The following is a 17785-nucleotide window of genomic DNA, read 5'->3' as shown; positions in this document are numbered from 1 at the left end:
CCTGAGATCGGCAGTTCACCCTGGCGTCGGGTCTGGACAAGGGACATACCGATGGACATGCCGTCTAAGGGCGAGAATGTGCAGCTCATACGGATCACCTGGCCGTTTCTGGTCGTCATTCTTGTCCTCGTTTCGCTCGCCATTTTCAGTATCGACATTATGTCGTCGGTACGGGCGTATATAGGCGGTGAAAGTATCTGGTCGAAAGGCCAGAAAGACGCGGCGTTCTATCTGAACCTGTATGCCGAAACCGGCTACGAACGCACGTACGAGCAATATCTGACAGCCATGAAAGGCCCGCAGAACCTGCGCACGGCCCGTCTGGCGCTCGACCAGAAACAGCCCGACCCGACAACCGCGCGCCGTGCACTGATCGCGAGCGGCGTGCATCCAGACGATGTCAGCGATGTAATCTGGACGTTCCACATGTTTCGCCACGTCAGTTATTTCGAGGAAGCGGTCGATTACTGGACGCGTGGCGACGCTGAGGTAGGGAAACTGGAACGCGTGGCGAACGAGCTGCACGCGCGGGTCGCGGCCGGCGCGTTGCCGATGTCCCTTGTAGCCGCCTATAAAGCGCAGATATTGACCATCAACGAGACCATCGCGCCGCTGTCGCGCGGTTTCTCCGAGGTTTTGAGCAGCGCGTTTCGCAAGACGGCTTCGCTGCTGCTGACCGTCGATCTGGTCGCCGCGCTGCTGCTCGTATGCCTCTCGACCGTGCACGTGCGGCGCCTGATCCAGCAGCGCGGGCGGATCGAAGCCGCGCTCAAGCAGAGCGAGGCGCGCGCCAAGGCGACGCTCGGCTCGATCGGCGAAGCGGTGATCGCGACGGGGCCGTCCGGGCATATCGAGTTCATCAATCCGGCGGCCGAGCGGATCGCGGGGCGTCCCGCAAGCGACTGTCTCGGTCGGCCGCTGGCCCAGACTTTCAGGCTGCTGCACGCCGATAGCCGCCAGCCGCTCAACCCGATCGAGGATGCGCGTGCGGGCGTGCGCCATGACGGCGAAGCTGCCGAAATGCTCCTGCAGCGGCGTGACGGCGCCGAGATCCGTGTGCAGGCGGTGACCTCGCGCATCAGCGCTTCCGGCTCGGGTACGAGCGTGGGCGCCGTGGAATCCGGCTTCGTGGTGATCCTGCGCAACATGACGCGCGAGTACGAATACATTGAAAGCCTCGCCTGGCAAGCCACGCACGACGGGCTCACGGCGCTCGTGAATCGCGCGGAATTCGAGCGGCGCCTGCAGCACGCGCTAGGGACGCGCTGGAGCGATGTCGCGTCGTGGCTGCCGGCTGCATCGGCGCTGCTGTTTCTCGATCTCGACCGCTTCAAGGTGGTCAACGACACCTGCGGCCACGCCGCCGGCGACGCCATGCTGCGTGAAGTCGCGCTGCGCTTCGAAGCCAGCCTGCAGCCTGACGACACGCTCGCGCGGCTCGGCGGCGATGAATTCGGCGTGCTGCTGCAAGGCTACGACACCTCCGGCATCCAGGCGGTCGCCGAACGTCTGCGCGCGTGCCTGAACGACTTTGTCTTCGACTGGGAAGCGCAACCGTTCACCACCAGCGTGAGCGTGGGCGTAGTGGACCTGCGCAATACAGAAATGAGCGTGGAAGAGGCCATGCGGCTCGCCGATATCGCGTGCTACATGGCGAAGGAACGCGGCCGCGACCGCGTGCAGCTGGCGGACCTGGGCGACCGTGAACTCGCGCGCCATGCGAGCGAAGTATCGTGGGGACGGCGGCTCAAGCAGGCGCTCGAACACGATCACTTCTGCCTCTACGTTCAGCCCATCGTCGCTGTGGGCGACGGCGTGCCCGCCTCCACGGAAGGGCAGCGCGCCGAACTGCTGCTGCGGATGATCGACCCGAACGTGAGCAACGGCGTGATTGTGCCGAGCCTGTTTATCCCGGCAGCTGAACGTTACGGGTTGATGACAGCCATCGACCGGTGGGTTATACGCAACGCTTTCGATACCCTCTCACGTGCGCGCCACAAGCGTTTTAGCGAATACGCGATCAACCTGTCGGGCGCCTCGGTGGGCGACGAACGGTTCCTCGGATTCGTGCGCGAGCAGTTCCAGCGCACGGGCGTGTCCCCCAGCATGATCTGCTTCGAAATTACCGAAACGACCGCCATTGCCAACCTGGCGTCGGCGGCGCGGTTCATGCACGAACTGAATACGCTCGGCTGCCATTTCGCCCTCGATGACTTCGGCGCGGGCATGTCGTCGTTCGGTTATCTGAAACATCTGCCGGTGGAGTACCTGAAGATCGACGGCAGTTTCGTGACCGACATGGTGCTCGATCCGGTGAGCCGCGAGATGGTCGCGGCCATCAACGAGATGGGCCATTCAATGAAATGCCGGACCATTGCGGAATACGTGGAAAGTGAAGGAATCCTGCGGGCGCTGCATGCGCTCGGGGTGGATTATGCGCAGGGGTATTACATCGGACGGCCGATGCTCTGGACAGAGCCGGCCGTTCTGACAATGGCTAAGGAGGCATGAATGGGGAGTGGGTTTATAAGAGAGGGCGACCTCAGAAATACAGCAAGCTACCCACTTTGGTTACAGGAAGTTTTGTTGGAAACCGGCGCTGCAAAAAGCCGTGTGTCGGGTCATCCGCTGTTTCCGGCCTTGCGTGACGGCCAGCTCAGTCCGCGTGAAATGCGTGCGTTCCTGATCAACGGCTGGCCGGTTATCAACCAGTTTCCGCAGTACATGGGCATGAACCTGCAGAAGATCGGACCCGAAGAAACGTCCGGTTCGCGTCTGGCGCGGCGGTATCTGACACGCAACATTCGCGTCGAACAGAATCACTCCGATTATTGGGTCGACTGGGCCGCGGCCCACGATGTCACGCGAGAGGATCTGCAAGCCGGCGAGGCGCCCGCACTTGCGTTTGCACTGAGCCACTGGTGCTGGAAAAGCAGCAGCGCGGATCCGCTGCATTCGGCGATAGCGGCCACGAATTTCGCTGTTGAGGGCGTGACCGGAGAATGGTCGACGCTGCTGCTCAGCCGTAACACACTCGCGCTCAGCTACCCTGAATCGATCCGCAAGAAGGCCTTGCGCTGGCTCAGGATGCACGTGCATTACGACGATTCGCACCCGTGGGAAGCGCTCGATATCGTCGCCACGTTGCTGGGCCAGACGCCGCGTGTGGCCGACATTCGCCACGTCAGGCGCAGCATCCAGCGCAGTTATGAATACTTCGAGGTCAGCTTGAACTGCTGCCTCGAAGCATGACCGCCCGCCGCTCTACATCCTTACTTCGATAACTGCAGTTTGCCGTCCAGCCGCCGGTTCAAGCCGAGCGGATTGGCGGTTTTCAGCGCATCGGGCAACAGGCCTTCGGGCATGTCCTGGTAGCTCACCGGCCGCAGGAAGCGGTCGATGGCGAGACTGCCTACGGAAGTCGATCGGCCGTCGGCGGTGGACGGGAAGGGGCCGCCGTGGACCATGGCGTGGCCAACTTCCACGCCGGTACCGAAACCGTTCACGAGAATTCGCCCCGTACGGCGCTCGAGCGCAGGCAGGAAATTGCGGGCATCGGTGTAATCCGCTTCGTCGATATGCAGCGCCGCCGTCAACTGGCCTTCCAGTTGTTCCACCAGGTCCAGCACAGTTGCCAGATCCGGACAGCGCACGATCAGCGAAGCCGCGCCGAAAATCTCCTCATGCAATTCCGGATTGGCGCGGAAGGCTTCCGCGGTGGTCGAGAACAGCGCCGCTTGCCCCTGTGTCGCCCCTTTAGCCGCGCAGCCTCGTGCGAGCGTCTTGACCTCGCCATGTTCCGCGGTCTTGTTGACTGCCGATTCGTAGGCTTGATGAATGCCTGGCGTCAGCATCGTTGCAGCGGGCGTTTCGCTCAATGCGGCAGCGGTTGCTTCGATGAACGTATCGAGTTCAGGACCGTCGATGGCGAGCACCAGACCGGGATTCGTGCAGAACTGGCCGGCGCCGAGCGCAAGCGAGCCGGCGAAGGCCTTGCCGATTGCCGCGCCGCGATTCTTCAGCGCGTGCGGGAACAACAAAACCGGGTTGATGCTGCTCATTTCGGCGTAGACCGGAATCGGTTCGCGACGTGCTGCGGCGAGCTTCATCAACGCCGTACCGCCGCCGCGCGAGCCGGTGAACCCGACCGACTTGATGCGCCGGTCCGACACCAGACCTTGGCCAATATCGCGGCCGCTATCGAAGAGGAGGGAGAACGTGCCTTCCGGCAAACCGCAGTCCGCCACCGCCTTCTGCACGGCGCGTCCGACCAGCGCCGATGTGCCCGGATGTGCCGAGTGCGCCTTGGCGATCACCGGACAACCCGCGGCAAGTGCGGATGCCGTGTCTCCGCCTGCTACCGAGAACGCCAGCGGGAAATTGCTCGCGCCGAACACGGCGACGGGGCCGAGCGGCACGTAACGCAGACGCAGGTCGACGCGCGGCAGCGGCTGGCGCTGCGGTTGCGCCGGGTCGATGCGCACGCCGAGAAAATCGCCTTCACGCACGACGGCCGCGAACATCCGCAACTGGCCGACGGTCCGGCCGCGTTCGCCTTCAATGCGTCCGCGCGGCAGGCCGCTTTCGGTCACGCAGCGTTCGATCAGGACATCGCCGATATCGAGAATGTTCTGCGCGATCGTTTCCAGGAATGTCGCGCGGGTTTCGAGCGGCAGTTCGCGATAGATGTCGGATGCTTGCCAAGCGAGCGCGCAGGCTTGTTCCAGTTGCTCGAGCGTCGCGCCGCCGAAGGCTGGCGCAAGCACTTCGCCCGTGGCTGCATCGATGCCCTTGATCGAGCCGTTCGTGCCGCGGACGGTGTGTTTGCCGATCAGCAGATCGCCAGAAATTTCCATGATGGTTCGAATCCTGTGGGTGTAATTAAAGTGTCCGGATTGCCTTACTTGCCCCAGCTCAGCACGAGCGGATCGAGGCGGCGCGCGACTTTCATCAAGCCGGCGCGGGTTGACGGATGCATGGCCGCGAACGGATGGCGCGTGGTGTCGGAGCGGATCACGCCGCCTTCTTTCATCAACGCCTTGCAGGCGGCGAGCCCGCATTGGCGGTTTTCGTAGTTGATCAGCGGCAGCCATTGCTGGTAAAGCTCCGCGGCGCCTTCCGTGTCGCCGCTCGTATAGGCGTCGACGATCTTGCGAATCCCGTCCGGATAACCGCCGCCGGTCATCGCGCCGGTCGCGCCGGCATCGAAATCCGGGATCAGCGTGATGGCTTCCTCGCCATCCCATGGGCCGACGATCGCGTCGCCGCCCAGTTCAATCAGTTCGCGCAGCTTCGACGCCGCTTGCGCCGTTTCGATCTTGAAGTACGACACGTTCGCGATTTCCTTCGCGAGCTTCGCCAGGAAGGAGGCGGAGAGCGGCGTACCGGCGACCGGCGCGTCCTGGATCATGATCGGGATGCTGATGGCGTCCGAGACCCGGTCGAAGAATTCATAGATACCGCGTTCGCCCACCCGGATAGTCGCGCCGTGATACGGCGGCATCACCATGACCATCGCGGCGCCTGCATCCTGCGCGGCGCGGCTGCGTGCCGCGCAGACATCGCTGCTGAAATGCGTGGTGGTCACGATCACCGGCACGCGGCCGGCCACGTGTTCCAGCACGGTTTTCTGCACCGAGGCGCGCTCGTCGTCGGTGAGCGCGAATTGTTCGGAGAAGTTGGCGAGGATGCACAGGCCGTGCGATCCGGCATCGATCATGAAGTCGATCGCGCGTCGCTGGCCATCCAGGTCGAGGCGTCCGGCGGTGTCGAATACGGTGGGCGCGACCGGAAACACGCCGCGGTAGGTCGGGGTGGCCATAGAAAGTCTCCATTGTGATTTGAGGGAACTATAGGGGCTGGCAGAAGGTGCTGTATAGTGAAACCTTTCCATCTAGTGATCGCTTTTGCGACTCACCCTACGGTTTGATCAACGCGCCATGAAATCCACGCTGGACGTATTAATGGGCCGCTTGCGCATGAAGCAGCTGCAGTTGCTGATTGCGCTCGATGACCACAAGTCGCTGCACAAGGCGTCGAGTGCGATGTCGATGACACAATCGGCGGCGAGCAAGGCGCTGGCCGAGCTGGAGTCGATGCTGGAAGCGCCGCTGTTCGAGCGCGCCAAGAAAGGACTGGTGCCGAACCAGTTCGGTTTTTGCGTCATCCGGTACGCGCGCTTGCTGGCTGCCGACCTGACTTCGCTGTGCCAGGAAGTCGCCGATATCCGCTCGGGCACCGGCGGCCGCCTGGCGGTTGGCGCGATCATGGGGTCAGTGCCCGATCTGGTCGTGCCGATCCTGAGCGAGTTGCAGGCGCGCAACCCGGGTTTATCGATAGAAATCGTGGAGGACACGAGCGCGCGGATGCTGGCGTTGCTCGATGAAGGGCGGCTGGATCTGGTTGTCGGCCGCTCGATCGTCAGCGACGAACCCTCGCGTTATCACTATCAGCCGCTTGGGGACGAGCCGTTGTCGGTGGTGGTGGGTTACGACCATCCGCCGTTTGCGGCTGGCGAGCTGACGTTCGCCGATCTGGGCGGGCATCGGTGGGTCACGTATCCGAGCGCCATGCCGATGCAGGCGCTATTGCAGCGTGAGATGGATCTGGCGGGCGCGCAGGTGCCGGTGAGCGCGATTTCGACGGCGTCGACGTTTGTTACGGTTGCGCTGCTTCAATGTAGCGCTGACCTGGTTTCGGTGCTGCCGGCGGGTGTCGCCAGGCTGTTTTGCAAGCATGGCATGCTGCGGACGCTGCCGATCGGATTCAAGTCGAAGTCGCAGACGTTCGGGATCGTGACGCGCAAGGTGGGCGTGCTGTCGCCGTCGGCGCGGCAGTTTGTCGAGCGATTGATGGATGTGAGCAGGTCCATGCCGCTGGCCCCGGCAATCCGGGATTGACGCCCGCCAGCTCGGGTAAAACCAACCTGCCCACTCCTGGCATTGTGTCGTCCTATACTTTAGGTACTCGCGTCGAATGCCCGGACCGAGCGTTCCGGTCAGTTCAAGCAGCCGGCATCAGCACTACCCCCAGGCGCCGATCGGGCGCGCCACAGCTTAGGGATCTCGGGCATGAGCCAACTCACCGCCGGCGCCCTCAAGGGCCTCGCTACCGCCTTGCGTCAGCAGCAGGAGCAGCTCACCGAACACTGGATGCAACTCGTGTTCGGTGACGCCGACGTAGAGCATTCCGACGATCTCACCTATCGGCAGCTTGCCGACCACATTCCGCGCATCTTCGACGAAATCTGCCTCGTACTCGAATCGCAGGATATGGATTCGCAGGAGCACGCGATAGAGCAGGACGCGCGCCAGCACGGAAAATGGCGCTGGCAGCAGGGCTACCGCATAGATGAACTGGTTCGCGAGCTTGACCTGTTGCGTCAGGTGCTGCTTGCGGCGATAGGCGATTATGCGCAGAACCATCCCGCGTTCGACCGCAAGCGTGAGGAGCGTGCGCGCCTGATCACCGATCAGACACTCAGTTTCGTCACGCTCACCTCCATTCGCGAGGCCGTCGGCGAACGCGACCGGAAACTCGACGAATACACCGGCATGCTGGAGCGCGCGAATCAGGAACTGACTTTGCGGCAACGCCTGATTAGCGACCTTTACGAAACGCGCATGCAGGTCGCCCGGCGCGTGGCTCATGACCTGCGCAACTTCCTGAACGTATTCGCTACCGCGCTGCAATTGATCGGCCGCTCGCAGGCGAAAAACGACCGGGCGATCTCGCTTGCGAAACGGCAGGTCGCCGACATGGCCACGCTGGTGGATGAAATGGGCGAATACTCGAAAGTGCTCGGCGACGATTCCATCCTGACGGTCGAGCGTTTCGACCTGGCCGAACTCTTCGACGAACTCATGCTGCTTTGTCACGCATCGGCTAACGCGAAGGGGCTGACGCTCAAGGGACGCGTCGATCCCGCGTTGAGCATGATCACGTCCAACCGTCTGAAGATGAAGCAGATCGCGCTGAACCTGCTGTCCAACGCAATCAAATACACCACGACGGGCGATGTGGAACTGGCGATGGTCGCGTCGGGCGCAAAACACTGGACGCTGCGCGTGTCGGACACGGGCATGGGGATCAGCGAAGAGGATCGCGAACGGGTGTTCGAGGAGTTCGAACGCGCGGCTTCCGACGAGATTCCCGGCACCGGGTTGGGACTCGCGATCGTCAAGGAACTCGCGCGCGAACTGCAGGGCGTGATCCGGTTTGAATCGTACAAGGGCCGCGGCAGCGTGTTCGAAGTGCGCTTTCCTTTGGCGCTCGAAATCGATGGCGTTGCTTCGGTAGTGTGAGGCTGAGCGGGTAACTGATATTTCCCGACACCGCTGCTAAGCATAGAAGTTTTACATGGTTCCAGTATTTTTCCTTTTGTTTAACATCGTGTGGCTGGCATTTGCTGATGCTCGTTACCGCCTTGAGCGCGGCGAGCCACCCGGACAAAAGGAGTCTTCAACCGATGGCAGACGTACTCGCCCGCGGGGCATCCGTTCTCCATTCGCAGCTTGATCCCGACGCGCGTCCCGCCGTCGCGCAGAAGCCCAATCATGCGGGTCCGGTATCGCCGTGGTTGCGTTATGTGTCGTGGAGCATGCCGGTTCTGCTGTTGATCGTGTGGGAGTTGTTCGCGCGTCTCGGCGCGTTGTCGCCGAACGTGCTGCCGGCGCCGTCGAAGGTCGCTCTCACCGCCTTTGAGCTCGTGAAAGAAGGGCGTTTGATCGGCGACATGGCCGTGAGTCTGTTGCGCGCTGCAACCGGCTTCGTGATTGGCGGCTCGATCGGGTTCGTGCTCGGCACAGCCGTGGGCTTCTCCAAAATGGCCGAGGCATTTCTCGATCGCAACATCCAGATGTTGCGCGCCATTCCGTTTCTTGCGGTGTTGCCGCTGGTGATCGTGTGGTTCGGCGTGGGCGAGGCAGGCAAGATCTTCCTGGTATCGCTCGGCGTCATGTTCCCGATCTACATCAACACCGTTCTCGGGATTCGTCAGGTCGATCCCAAACTTATCGAACTCGGCCGCGTGCTCGGGCTGTCGAACTGGACGCTGATCCGGCGCATCGTGTTGCCCGGCGCGTTGCCGTCGGTGCTGGCCGGCGTGCGTTACGCACTGGCCACGGCTTGGCTCGCACTGGTGGTCGCGGAGACCATTGCGACCAGTACGGGCATTGGCTTTCTCGCGATGGACGCGCGCGAATTCCTGCGTACCGAGGTGATCGTGATGACCATCGTGATCTATGCCGTGATCGGCGTGCTGGCGGATTTGCTTGCGCGTTTCCTCGAGCGCCGGTTGCTCTCATGGCATGTGAATTTTGCGAGGGTGTCCCGCTGATGAGTGCAGCTTTGAAGTCGCCGGGTGCGGCGGTGATCGTTCGTAATCTGCGGCGTTCGTACGGAGAGCGAATCGTTATCGATAGTTTGAACCTGCGGATCGAGCGGGGCGAATTCGTGGCGTTGCTGGGCGAAAGCGGCTGCGGCAAGACTACGTTGCTGCGGGCGTTGTCGGGGCTTGATCCTGTCGACGGTGGTTCGATCGACGGGCCGCGTTTGCCGGCTGTCGTGTTCCAGGAGCCGCGGTTGTTGCCGTGGGAGACGCTCTCTCGCAACGTCGCGCTTGGGCTTGCGCCAGGCCCGCAAAGCCTTGCGGCCGCGCAAGCGGCGCTGGCGGAGGTAGGACTGGGGGAGCGGCTGGAAGACTGGCCGCGAAATTTATCCGGTGGCCAGGCGCAACGCGTGGCGCTGGCGCGTGCGCTCGTGCAGGAGCCGCAACTGTTGTTGCTCGACGAACCGTTTGCCGCGCTCGATGCACTGACGCGTATCAAGATGCAGCGTCTGGTGAAGCACTTGATCGAGCGGCATCATCCGGGGGTATTGCTCGTTACGCACGATGTGGATGAGGCGATTGCGCTCGCGGACCGAGCTCTGATCATGCGTGGTGGTGCGATTGCCGCCGAGTATCGCGTGACGGGGGCCGCGAGGCCCGCGCTGAGGGAGACGCTGCTCGCGCAACTTGGCGTGGACGCCGATACGGCCCCCCATTAGTCCGGAGCGTCACCTCCCATTCAATTCGTATTGCCTCTCGCCCGCTTTCAACTGCGGGCGAGATTCCGTTCATCTGTCCGACTCCAACTGTCATGTCAAATCCAAGTTCCTCTATCTGGTCGCGCCGCCGCTTCCTCCAGACCACCGTGGCTGCATCGGCACTCGCCACCGGCCTTGCCGCCTGCGGCAGCCGGAAAACCGATACGGTTCGCCTTGGCTGGGGACTCGGCGGCTTGCCGATGCTCGCAAAAGTCCGCGGCGAATTCGAAAAAACCCTGGCAAAAGACAACATCAAGGTGGAGTGGATCGGACCATTCCCCAATCACGCGCCATCGCTCGCAGCGGTCACCGGCGGCAGCGCGGACTTCAGCTTCGGCGGCAGCACGACCCCCGCGCTGGCGGCAATGATCGCGGGTTCGCCGCTGGTGTTCACGCAGTTTTGCGTCGTTGATCCGCGCAGCACGGCGATCATCGCGAAGGACGGATCGGGTATCGACCGGGTGGAAGATCTGGTGGGCAAGACGGTAGCGGTGAATCGTTCGGGACTCGGCGAATTCCTGCTCGTGGCCGCACTCGAAAAACACAAGGTGCCACGCGATGCGGTGAAGATCGTTTATCTGAATCCGCCCGACGCGGCGCCTGCGTTTTCACAGGGCAAGATCGATGCATGGTCGATGTGGAGCCCCGGCGTGGACATCGCGCGTGCGAATTACAAAGGCCACAACATCTTTCTCGAAGGTCGGGACCTGGATTTCCAGATCGACTTCAATTCCTATGTGACCACGCGCAAGTTCGCCGAGGACAACGCCGATCTGGTGAAGGCAGTCAATGCCGCATACGGACAGGAAGCGAAATGGGCATCGGACAACTCGCTCGAGGCTGAGGCGATCGCCCAGCAGCAGGGTCATTACAGCGACGAAGTCCGCAATACGCTCAGCAGCATGAAGCGCAAGTTCAACATGCACGGCGTCGGCGATAAAACCTTCGTCCAGGATCTTCAGAAAGCGGCGGACTGGCTGGCGGTGCGCAGCGTCTTGCCTCAGAAGATCAATGTGTCGGACTATCTCGCGAAGGTTTGATGGGTCGCAGTACGGCGTCAAAGCAAGGCACGCGATATGAAAGGCTGAGTGCTGTGCGCGTCGCCGAGTTCGCCATGCTTTGCCATACCGAGTCAGTCTCCAGGCAGTCCGTGGCTGCGCGATGCCATCGCCACGGACACCGTTACCAGCAGGGTGCCGGCCCAAAGCGTTGCGGTCATTGGCACACGCAGGTATGCCGACAGGAAGAGGGTCGACAGGACCGGGATCGCATAGCTCAGGACGGCTGTCTTGCGCGGATCGCCTCGCTTCATTGCGAAATCCCAAAGGTAAAACGCCCCGCCCATGGGTCCCAATCCCATGTACATAAGAACGCCTGCATCGGTCATCGTCAGGTGCGGCCACGAAGACCTTGAAAAGTAGAGGGCAAGGCACCCGAGGCCGGCGCTCAAACAAAAAAGCCCGACAGAGTGACTGGGGACTTGCCGGTAGCGCGTGCCCAACAGCGAGTAGGCCGCCCAGGCAAAAGCAGATAACAGGGCGAGCGCGTAAGCGACGCACGTCGCCGCGATTCCGGCATGGCCTATCCCCAACGCCGCCGGACCTGCTCCGCTTCCGGAGGTCGTGCCCCAAGACGCGAAGCAGGCGAGGATTGCGCCCGCGAATCCTATGGCGGCCGGTACGAGATGGCGGCTGCCGATGCGGACATCGCGCGTGAAGACTGGTGAAAGAATGACGATCAGTATCGGCCACAGATAATGGATCAGGCTGACCCCGACCGGGTCACCGAGCTGGAGCGCGTAGAAATAGACGACATGGTATGCAAACATGCCTGCAGACCCAACGACAGCGAGCAACGGAGGCATCCGCCAGTCGCGCACCCATGGCAACCCCAACAAACCACCCACAGTCAAGGCGATTCCGTTGACGAACAGGGGCGGCAGATGACCGAGTACAACGACGCTCGATGCGAGTGTGCTCCATATCAGCACCGTGACCACGACTCCAAATAAAGCCATCAAAAGGATCCCTCAAAGCGCTCGACTCTGCGGTACATCTCCTTTCGAGTCATCCGGCGTATCACAGGGGGAGGCGTGCGGTATCTTGCCGGTAAAGTAGGAGAGAACTGGAAAGGGTCAAGGGGCAGAATTCAGGGCGTGCACCTTGCGCGACGTCCGGAATCCGCGAGGCTGCAAACGCGGCAGCAGAATCTGCTGTCGGGCCGCTATCGCGCGAAACCGGGTGCTGATGCTGATCTCGACATCAGTAACGGCTGCTGCCGCGAGTCAATACACTGTGAGCTCATCCTGTGAACAACTGAGGGGAAATTGTTATGAAACTCACCGACTTCGATACGCTGACGTTTGACTGCTATGGGACCTTGATTGATTGGGAGACTGGGATCTTCGAAGGTCTGCGTCCCCTTCTTGAGCGCGTCAAGCAGCCGCTGACGCGCGATCAGGTCCTTGAAGCTCACGCACGCCACGAATCCTCGCAGCAAAAATACACGCCGGCCAAGCGGTATCAGGAACTGCTGCCTATCGTGTACAAACGACTGGCCGAGGAATGGCAGGTGCCGGTCACGCTAGGTGACTGCGTAGCGTACGGAAAGTCAGTGCAGAATTGGCCGGCTTTCGAAGATTCGGCAGAAGCCCTGCAATACCTCAAGAAGCATTACAAGCTCGTTATCCTGTCGAACATCGATAACGAAAGCTTCACCTACAGCAATGCAAAACTGCAGGTCGAGTTCGACGCGATCATCACGGCCGAAGACGTTGGTTCGTACAAGCCGTCGCCGCGTAATTTCGAATACATGCTGGACAAGCTTGGCGACCGTGGAATTAAAAAAGAAAAAATCCTGCATACCGCCGAGAGCCTGTTTCACGATCACAAACCCGCAAACGAAATTGGCCTGGCATCGTGCTGGATTTATCGCCGGCACGCTCAAGAAGGCTTCGGTGCGACAATGAATCCGGGCCAGCAGCCTAAGGTGGACTTCCGCTTCGACAATATGGCTGGCCTGGTGAAAGCGCATCAGGAAGCCTTGCTGCAAAAGTAACGCCTGATAGCGTCTGCCGCGTGGCCAGAGTTAGAGGACATTGCGGGCCGCGTGGCGGCCCGCAATGTCCAATGCGATTTATTTTTTAGGAGGTTCAAGTGCGACTCACTGATTTCAGGGCGCTCACCTTCGATTGTTACGGCACGCTGATCGACTGGGAACGCGGTATAACGGCGGGTCTCATGCCTCTGATCAAACGCCTTGAGAAGCCGTTGACGCGTGACGAGGTGCTCGAGGCGCATGCGCGTCACGAGTCTTGTCAGCAGCGTTACACGCCGGAGATGCCGTATCGGGATCTGCTCGCGGTCGTCTTCAAACGGCTCGCAGAGGAATGGAGCGTTCCCTATACGATGGAAGAGTCTTCCGCATACGGACGGTCGGTGGGGCAGTGGCCTGCTTTCCCCGACTCCGCGAGTACGCTTCAATATCTCAAGAAGTACTTCAAGCTGATCATCCTGTCCAACGTTGACAACGAAAGTTTCGCCGGCAGCAGATCGATGCTGGAAGTAGACTTCGACGCGGTCATTACAGCGGAAGATGTCGGTTCTTATAAGCCCTCTCATCGAAATTTCGATTACATGCTTGATATTCTTCCTTCCCTTGGCGTGCGGAAGGAACAGACGCTGCACATTGCGGACAGCATATTCCACGATCACGAACCGGCGGCCAAGCTCGGCATGAAATCTTGCTGGATCTACCGTCGGTTCGAGCAGCGGGGCTTCGGTGCCACCATGCGCACGGTCAATGAGCCGGCGGTTGAGTTCAAGTTCACGAGCATGGCGCAACTGGTGAAGGCGCACCACGAAGAGCTCAGCAGAGGGTGACCGGATAGACCCGCCTGAAAAAATCACCGGACGCGAGAGCACGATATGACCACTCGACAAAAACTGGATCGGATCGACATCAAGATCCTGGCGGAACTGCAAAAGAACGGCAATATAACGAATGCAAACCTGGCCAACGCCGTCGGGTTATCGCCGAGTCCATGTCTTCAACGGGTCAAACGGCTCGAATCGTCGGGCATCATCTCCGGATACGGCGCGCATCTCAATCTTGCCAAGCTGACGACTACGGTGACGGTTTTTACCGAGGTGATGCTGCATGACCATCGACGCGAGGATTTCATCCGGTTTGAGGCGAATGTCCGGGAGATCGACGAGATCATCGAGTGCCACCTGGTCAGCGGAGGTTATGACTATCTGCTGAAGTTTCTGGTCGGCAATATCGGCCACTATCAGGAGGTGGTGGAAAGGCTGCTGGATCTCAACATCGGCATTGAGAAGTACTTCAGCTACATCGTCATCAGATCTCCGTTCGTGAAGCATGCCGCGCCGCTGGACAGATTGCTAACGGACGAACAATGAGGTCCGTCACGTCGACAATCCATCGCGGCGCGCCAGAGCGAAAGACTCCGGGATGGCTCCGCTAAGGTGGCGTAGCCGTTGTATCCGGCATGTCGCTTAAGCGGCGGCTTTGCTTCGCAACGCTGCTCGTACATCGGCGTGTTCGAGCAAGTCGTCAAGCGTCTTCTCGACACGCTCGAACATCAATGCGAAATCGTCCCGCGTGTAGCAGAGTGCGGGCGCAAAACCGAGAATGTTGTCGCCGAATGCGCGGAATATGACCTTGTTCCGGTACGCGGCCTCGAAGATGCGTTCAGGCAGCTTGAGCGATGCATCGAATCCCTTCCGGGTATCTTTGTCCGACACCAGTTCAAGCGCGCCGAGCAGGCCGCTATGGCGTGCGTCGCCCACGAGCGGATGCGTCAGCAACGCGTCGAGCCCATTTGCGAAGTGCGGTGCTTGTGCAATGCCGTTGGCCAGTAATCCGCCCTCGTGATAGAGGCGCATGACTTCGAGGCCGATCGCGGCGCTGACCGGGTGAGCGGAATACGTCTGGCCGTGGCCGATCGCAACGGACTTGTCCGCGCCGTCCGCTATACCCTGATAAACCGCGTCGGACATCAGCACGGCACCCATCGGCGCATAGCCGGCGGTCAGGCCTTTGGCGACGGTCATCAAGTCCGGTTCAACGGTTTCTGTCTCGCACGCGAACAGGGGTCCTGTGCGGCCGAACGCGGTGATCACTTCGTCGGCCACGAACAGGATGTCGAGCTTGTGGCAAGCTTCGCTCATCGCCTTGAGCCATCCTGCAGGCGGCACGATGACTCCGCCGGAACCTTGCACCGGCTCGCAAAAGAATGCCGCGACGTTCTCAGCGCCGAGTTCGGCAACCTTGGTTTCGAGCGCGGCGACTGAAGCCGCGATGATCGCCTGTGGATCGTCAGGCGTCGCGCTGCGATAAGGGTAGGGCGATGGGATATGGTGCTGGGTGGGCAGTGGTACGTCGAAGTTGCGATGGAAGCTCGCAATCGCGGTCAGGCCGGCGCCCACAGCCGATGAACCGTGATACCCCCGTTCGAGCGCGATGATGTGCTTTTTCGACGGACGGTTCGTCGCGTTGTAGTAGTGCGTGATGAAGCGGATTGCCGAGTCCACCGCATCGGAGCCGCCGAGTGTGAAATAGACGTGTTGCAGGGACTTGGGGGCCCGGCTGACGAGCTGCTCCGCAAGTTCGATCGCCGGTTCCGAGCCGAAATGAAAATAGCCGGTGGCGTAGGGCAGGCGGGTCATCTGTTCAGATGCGGCTTTGACGATGCTGTCCTGGCCGTAGCCGACATTGACGCACCACAGCCCGGCGAAGGCATCCAGCAGTTCGTTGCCGTTTGCGTCGCGCAGGTAAGCGCCCCGGCCGGACTCGAGAATGGTGACGCCGCGTGCTTCGTGTGCGCGATAACTGACGACCGGGTGGATCAGATGCTTGCGGTCGGCTTCGGTGAGTGAGTGGATCGACATATAAGTGACCTCGTTTCGAGAGTGCTTGATTGATGAGCTGATGCTACGTGCGCGTCAGTGCACGGTGCGCTGCGCGATGTGCAGCGTCGATGTTCCCGATCGTTGAAGGACGGAGGCAGATAGCTGAGCCGGTTTCTCAGATTAAACCGTGAAATATGACGGCGGTCTTCCTACGGAGCGTATGAAAAAACCCAGTTAGTCTTCTCGAAGGCGATACAGCGCTACCGCTACTTGCAGTTGAAACCGCAGCTTCGGATCTTCGAGTGACAACTTCAGTATGCTTTCGATGCGCTCGACGCGATAACGCAGCGTGCTGATATGAATGCCGAGTGCCTTCGCCGTGTTGGCGAGCTGGAAGCCCTCGTCCGCGAGAGCGCACAATGTCTCCAGCAGCGATTCCCCGCGCCGTTTCTCCGAGAGCGGACCGATCAGTCGCTCGACGAGCAGTTCGCGAGCATTCGGGTCTCCCATCAATGCTCGAGGGAAAAGAATTTCGTCGAATTGATGCAGGCGTCCAGGGCGCAATGTCGGCACAAGCGCGTCCACGTCCTGCGCTCCCACTGCCATACCTTTCACGCCAGTGTGAATCCGGCTGATTGCCATGGCGGAGCGTTTATCTGACAGCGCTTCCCACAATGACGACGCCGATGCGTCTTCCGGAACGATAAACTTGATCTGGTTCAGCCATATCGCGATGAGCTCGGGGAGCTTCCTTGCGCGCAACTGGCGCTTGAGTGACTCGACCCAGCGCTCGCGTCGCTCGAGCCCTTCCGGCGTCAGTGGAATTGGCTCATCGAGCAGGACCAGGCACACGCGATAAGCTTTTGAATCGCTCCAGCCACAGACCCGGGCGCGTTCGAGGGCACCGGCTGTCGCTGAAAATTCGCCGTCAAGAAGGCCGGCAACGAGCGCATACCCAAGGCGGTCTTCCTGTTGGGCGAGTTGCCGCTGATGCATCATGTGCAGCGCTGCAACCACGCTCGCATGCTCGATTGCACGCGCATCGAGCTCTTGCGTTTCGTTGCCCGCGAGGTCGAGCCAGATGAGTGCGACGACAGTATCGTGCAGACGTACCGGGAAGACGATGCGATGCAGCACTGTTGCCTCTGTAGCGAACTCCACCGCGAGCGGCCGTTGCATTGCCGTGAGGTCGATAGAAAGCGAGCCACCCTGCACCGAACCAACGAATTGAGGTTCGAGCAGTGTGAGCGCTTCAACCGTGTCCGATCCACCCAGGATGCCGCCGGCCGGATCGGTGAATGTCACGAAGCGCCCGAGCAGGCTGGTCAGCGCGGCTGCGATGTCCGACAGGCTTGTCGCTGAGACGGCCGCGTTGGTGAGCGCCCGGTGCAGCTTTTCGGACCGCTCGATGATGTCGCCCTGGAAGTTGATGATCTTGGCGAGTATTTCGTGAGTGACCTCGCTGAACGGAACATCCCAGGGAAGTTCGAGAAGCGGCAGGCCAACCCGGTTAGCTTCTTCAAGCGCCTCAGGCGGGAAATGTTCGCGAAAGTGGGGCACGGCGAGTACCACGCCCGCAAGCCCCACCTTGCTGAGGTTTCTTACCAGCTCTCTTGAGGAAACCTCTTCGCTTGGCCAGTTGTATCCGGTCGTCAGCAACAGTTCTCCCGGCTTGACCCATTGCGCAATGTCCGGATGGTCGACCATATGAACCCACGTGATCTCCCGGTCCAGCGTCTGCGACCCTGCCACCACTTCGGCATCACGTAATATCGTCTCCCTTATTGCTGTATCGAGTTTCATTTTTTTCCGTAAACGCAGCGTGA

Annotated in this window: 15 protein-coding genes; 10 read left to right on the top strand and 5 right to left on the bottom strand. The window is 60.9% G+C overall.

Annotated features, from left to right (window positions below; genetic code table 11):
- Positions 1-51 precede the first annotated feature (51 nt).
- Positions 52-2511 carry a bifunctional diguanylate cyclase/phosphodiesterase gene (locus M0D69_RS27245; protein ID WP_301784978.1) on the top strand — a complete coding sequence of 820 codons (2460 nt, stop codon included), beginning with the start codon at positions 52-54 and terminating at the stop codon, positions 2509-2511.
- 75 nt (positions 2512-2586) lie between these two features.
- Entirely contained in the window at positions 2587-3252 is a 666-nt protein-coding gene (locus tag M0D69_RS27240; RefSeq protein ID WP_301784977.1) for a TenA family transcriptional regulator, read from the top strand.
- 20 nt (positions 3253-3272) lie between these two features.
- Here the strand turns inward: M0D69_RS27240 and M0D69_RS27235 are convergent, their stop codons facing one another.
- The gene (locus M0D69_RS27235) at positions 3273-4856 is read right to left on the bottom strand and encodes an aldehyde dehydrogenase (NADP(+)) (RefSeq protein WP_301784976.1); all 1584 of its coding nucleotides are present in this window, start codon (positions 4854-4856) and stop codon (positions 3273-3275) included.
- 44 nt (positions 4857-4900) lie between these two features.
- Positions 4901-5821 carry a dihydrodipicolinate synthase family protein gene (locus M0D69_RS27230; protein WP_301784975.1) on the bottom strand — a complete coding sequence of 307 codons (921 nt, stop codon included), beginning with the start codon at positions 5819-5821 and terminating at the stop codon, positions 4901-4903.
- Between the two features lie 118 nt (positions 5822-5939).
- On the opposite strand from M0D69_RS27230, the gene M0D69_RS27225 reads away from it, so the two are divergent.
- The 5 genes from M0D69_RS27225 (at position 5940) to M0D69_RS27205 (ending at position 11126) form a co-directional block, all read left to right on the top strand.
- Positions 5940-6899 (top strand): LysR family transcriptional regulator, encoded by a 960-nt coding sequence (locus tag M0D69_RS27225; RefSeq protein WP_301784974.1) that lies wholly within the window; start codon positions 5940-5942, stop codon positions 6897-6899.
- Between the two features lie 171 nt (positions 6900-7070).
- Positions 7071-8303 (top strand): sensor histidine kinase, encoded by a 1233-nt coding sequence (locus tag M0D69_RS27220; protein ID WP_301784973.1) that lies wholly within the window; start codon positions 7071-7073, stop codon positions 8301-8303.
- Positions 8304-8467: 164 nt separating this feature from the next.
- On the top strand, positions 8468-9337 hold the full coding sequence (locus M0D69_RS27215) for an ABC transporter permease subunit (RefSeq protein WP_301784972.1): 870 nt from the start codon (positions 8468-8470) through the stop codon (positions 9335-9337).
- Positions 9337-10047, top strand: a complete 711-nt coding sequence (locus M0D69_RS27210; RefSeq protein WP_301784971.1) for an ABC transporter ATP-binding protein — start codon at positions 9337-9339, stop codon at positions 10045-10047. The genes M0D69_RS27215 and M0D69_RS27210 overlap by 1 nt, the downstream gene beginning before the upstream one ends.
- A gap of 92 nt (positions 10048-10139) precedes the next feature.
- Positions 10140-11126, top strand: coding sequence for an NrtA/SsuA/CpmA family ABC transporter substrate-binding protein (locus tag M0D69_RS27205; protein WP_301784970.1), 987 nt, complete (start codon positions 10140-10142; stop codon positions 11124-11126).
- Between the two features lie 92 nt (positions 11127-11218).
- On the opposite strand, the gene M0D69_RS27200 is transcribed toward M0D69_RS27205, so the two are convergent.
- A complete protein-coding gene (locus tag M0D69_RS27200; RefSeq protein WP_301784969.1) occupies positions 11219-12103 on the bottom strand; it encodes a DMT family transporter in 885 nt (294 codons plus the stop codon).
- Between the two features lie 314 nt (positions 12104-12417).
- On the opposite strand from M0D69_RS27200, the gene M0D69_RS27195 reads away from it, so the two are divergent.
- The 3 genes from M0D69_RS27195 (at position 12418) to M0D69_RS27185 (ending at position 14507) form a co-directional block, all read left to right on the top strand.
- Positions 12418-13143, top strand: coding sequence for a haloacid dehalogenase type II (locus tag M0D69_RS27195; protein WP_301784968.1), 726 nt, complete (start codon positions 12418-12420; stop codon positions 13141-13143).
- Positions 13144-13241: 98 nt separating this feature from the next.
- Entirely contained in the window at positions 13242-13967 is a 726-nt protein-coding gene (locus M0D69_RS27190) for a haloacid dehalogenase type II (protein ID WP_301784967.1), read from the top strand.
- A gap of 45 nt (positions 13968-14012) precedes the next feature.
- Positions 14013-14507, top strand: a complete 495-nt coding sequence (locus tag M0D69_RS27185; RefSeq protein ID WP_301784966.1) for an Lrp/AsnC family transcriptional regulator — start codon at positions 14013-14015, stop codon at positions 14505-14507.
- A gap of 96 nt (positions 14508-14603) precedes the next feature.
- On the opposite strand, the gene M0D69_RS27180 is transcribed toward M0D69_RS27185, so the two are convergent.
- Together M0D69_RS27180 and M0D69_RS27175 are read right to left on the bottom strand one after the other, a co-directional pair.
- Positions 14604-15998 carry an aspartate aminotransferase family protein gene (locus tag M0D69_RS27180; RefSeq protein WP_301784965.1) on the bottom strand — a complete coding sequence of 465 codons (1395 nt, stop codon included), beginning with the start codon at positions 15996-15998 and terminating at the stop codon, positions 14604-14606.
- A gap of 195 nt (positions 15999-16193) precedes the next feature.
- Entirely contained in the window at positions 16194-17762 is a 1569-nt protein-coding gene (locus M0D69_RS27175; protein ID WP_301784964.1) for a PucR family transcriptional regulator, read from the bottom strand.
- Positions 17763-17785: the final 23 nt, after the last annotated feature.

Source organism: Caballeronia sp. SEWSISQ10-4 2 (assembly GCF_030464885.1).
Taxonomy (GTDB): Bacteria; Pseudomonadota; Gammaproteobacteria; order Burkholderiales; family Burkholderiaceae; genus Caballeronia.
This window is presented reverse-complemented; position numbering and strand designations above follow the sequence as displayed.

Excerpts from the sequence above, each read along its gene's own strand:
- M0D69_RS27180 (WP_301784965.1), bottom strand. The coding sequence starts at position 15,998 with ATGTCGATCCACTCACTCACCGAAGCCGACCGCAAGCATCTGATCCAC.
- M0D69_RS27225 (WP_301784974.1), top strand. The coding sequence starts at position 5,940 with ATGAAATCCACGCTGGACGTATTAATGGGCCGCTTGCGCATGAAGCAG.
- M0D69_RS27185 (WP_301784966.1), top strand. The coding sequence starts at position 14,013 with ATGACCACTCGACAAAAACTGGATCGGATCGACATCAAGATCCTGGCG.
- M0D69_RS27195 (WP_301784968.1), top strand. The coding sequence starts at position 12,418 with ATGAAACTCACCGACTTCGATACGCTGACGTTTGACTGCTATGGGACC.
- M0D69_RS27230 (WP_301784975.1), bottom strand. The coding sequence starts at position 5,821 with ATGGCCACCCCGACCTACCGCGGCGTGTTTCCGGTCGCGCCCACCGTA.
- M0D69_RS27245 (WP_301784978.1), top strand. The coding sequence starts at position 52 with ATGGACATGCCGTCTAAGGGCGAGAATGTGCAGCTCATACGGATCACC.
- M0D69_RS27235 (WP_301784976.1), bottom strand. The coding sequence starts at position 4,856 with ATGGAAATTTCTGGCGATCTGCTGATCGGCAAACACACCGTCCGCGGC.
- M0D69_RS27220 (WP_301784973.1), top strand. The coding sequence starts at position 7,071 with ATGAGCCAACTCACCGCCGGCGCCCTCAAGGGCCTCGCTACCGCCTTG.
- M0D69_RS27175 (WP_301784964.1), bottom strand. The coding sequence starts at position 17,762 with ATGAAACTCGATACAGCAATAAGGGAGACGATATTACGTGATGCCGAA.
- M0D69_RS27200 (WP_301784969.1), bottom strand. The coding sequence starts at position 12,103 with ATGGCTTTATTTGGAGTCGTGGTCACGGTGCTGATATGGAGCACACTC.
- M0D69_RS27210 (WP_301784971.1), top strand. The coding sequence starts at position 9,337 with ATGAGTGCAGCTTTGAAGTCGCCGGGTGCGGCGGTGATCGTTCGTAAT.
- M0D69_RS27215 (WP_301784972.1), top strand. The coding sequence starts at position 8,468 with ATGGCAGACGTACTCGCCCGCGGGGCATCCGTTCTCCATTCGCAGCTT.
- M0D69_RS27205 (WP_301784970.1), top strand. The coding sequence starts at position 10,140 with ATGTCAAATCCAAGTTCCTCTATCTGGTCGCGCCGCCGCTTCCTCCAG.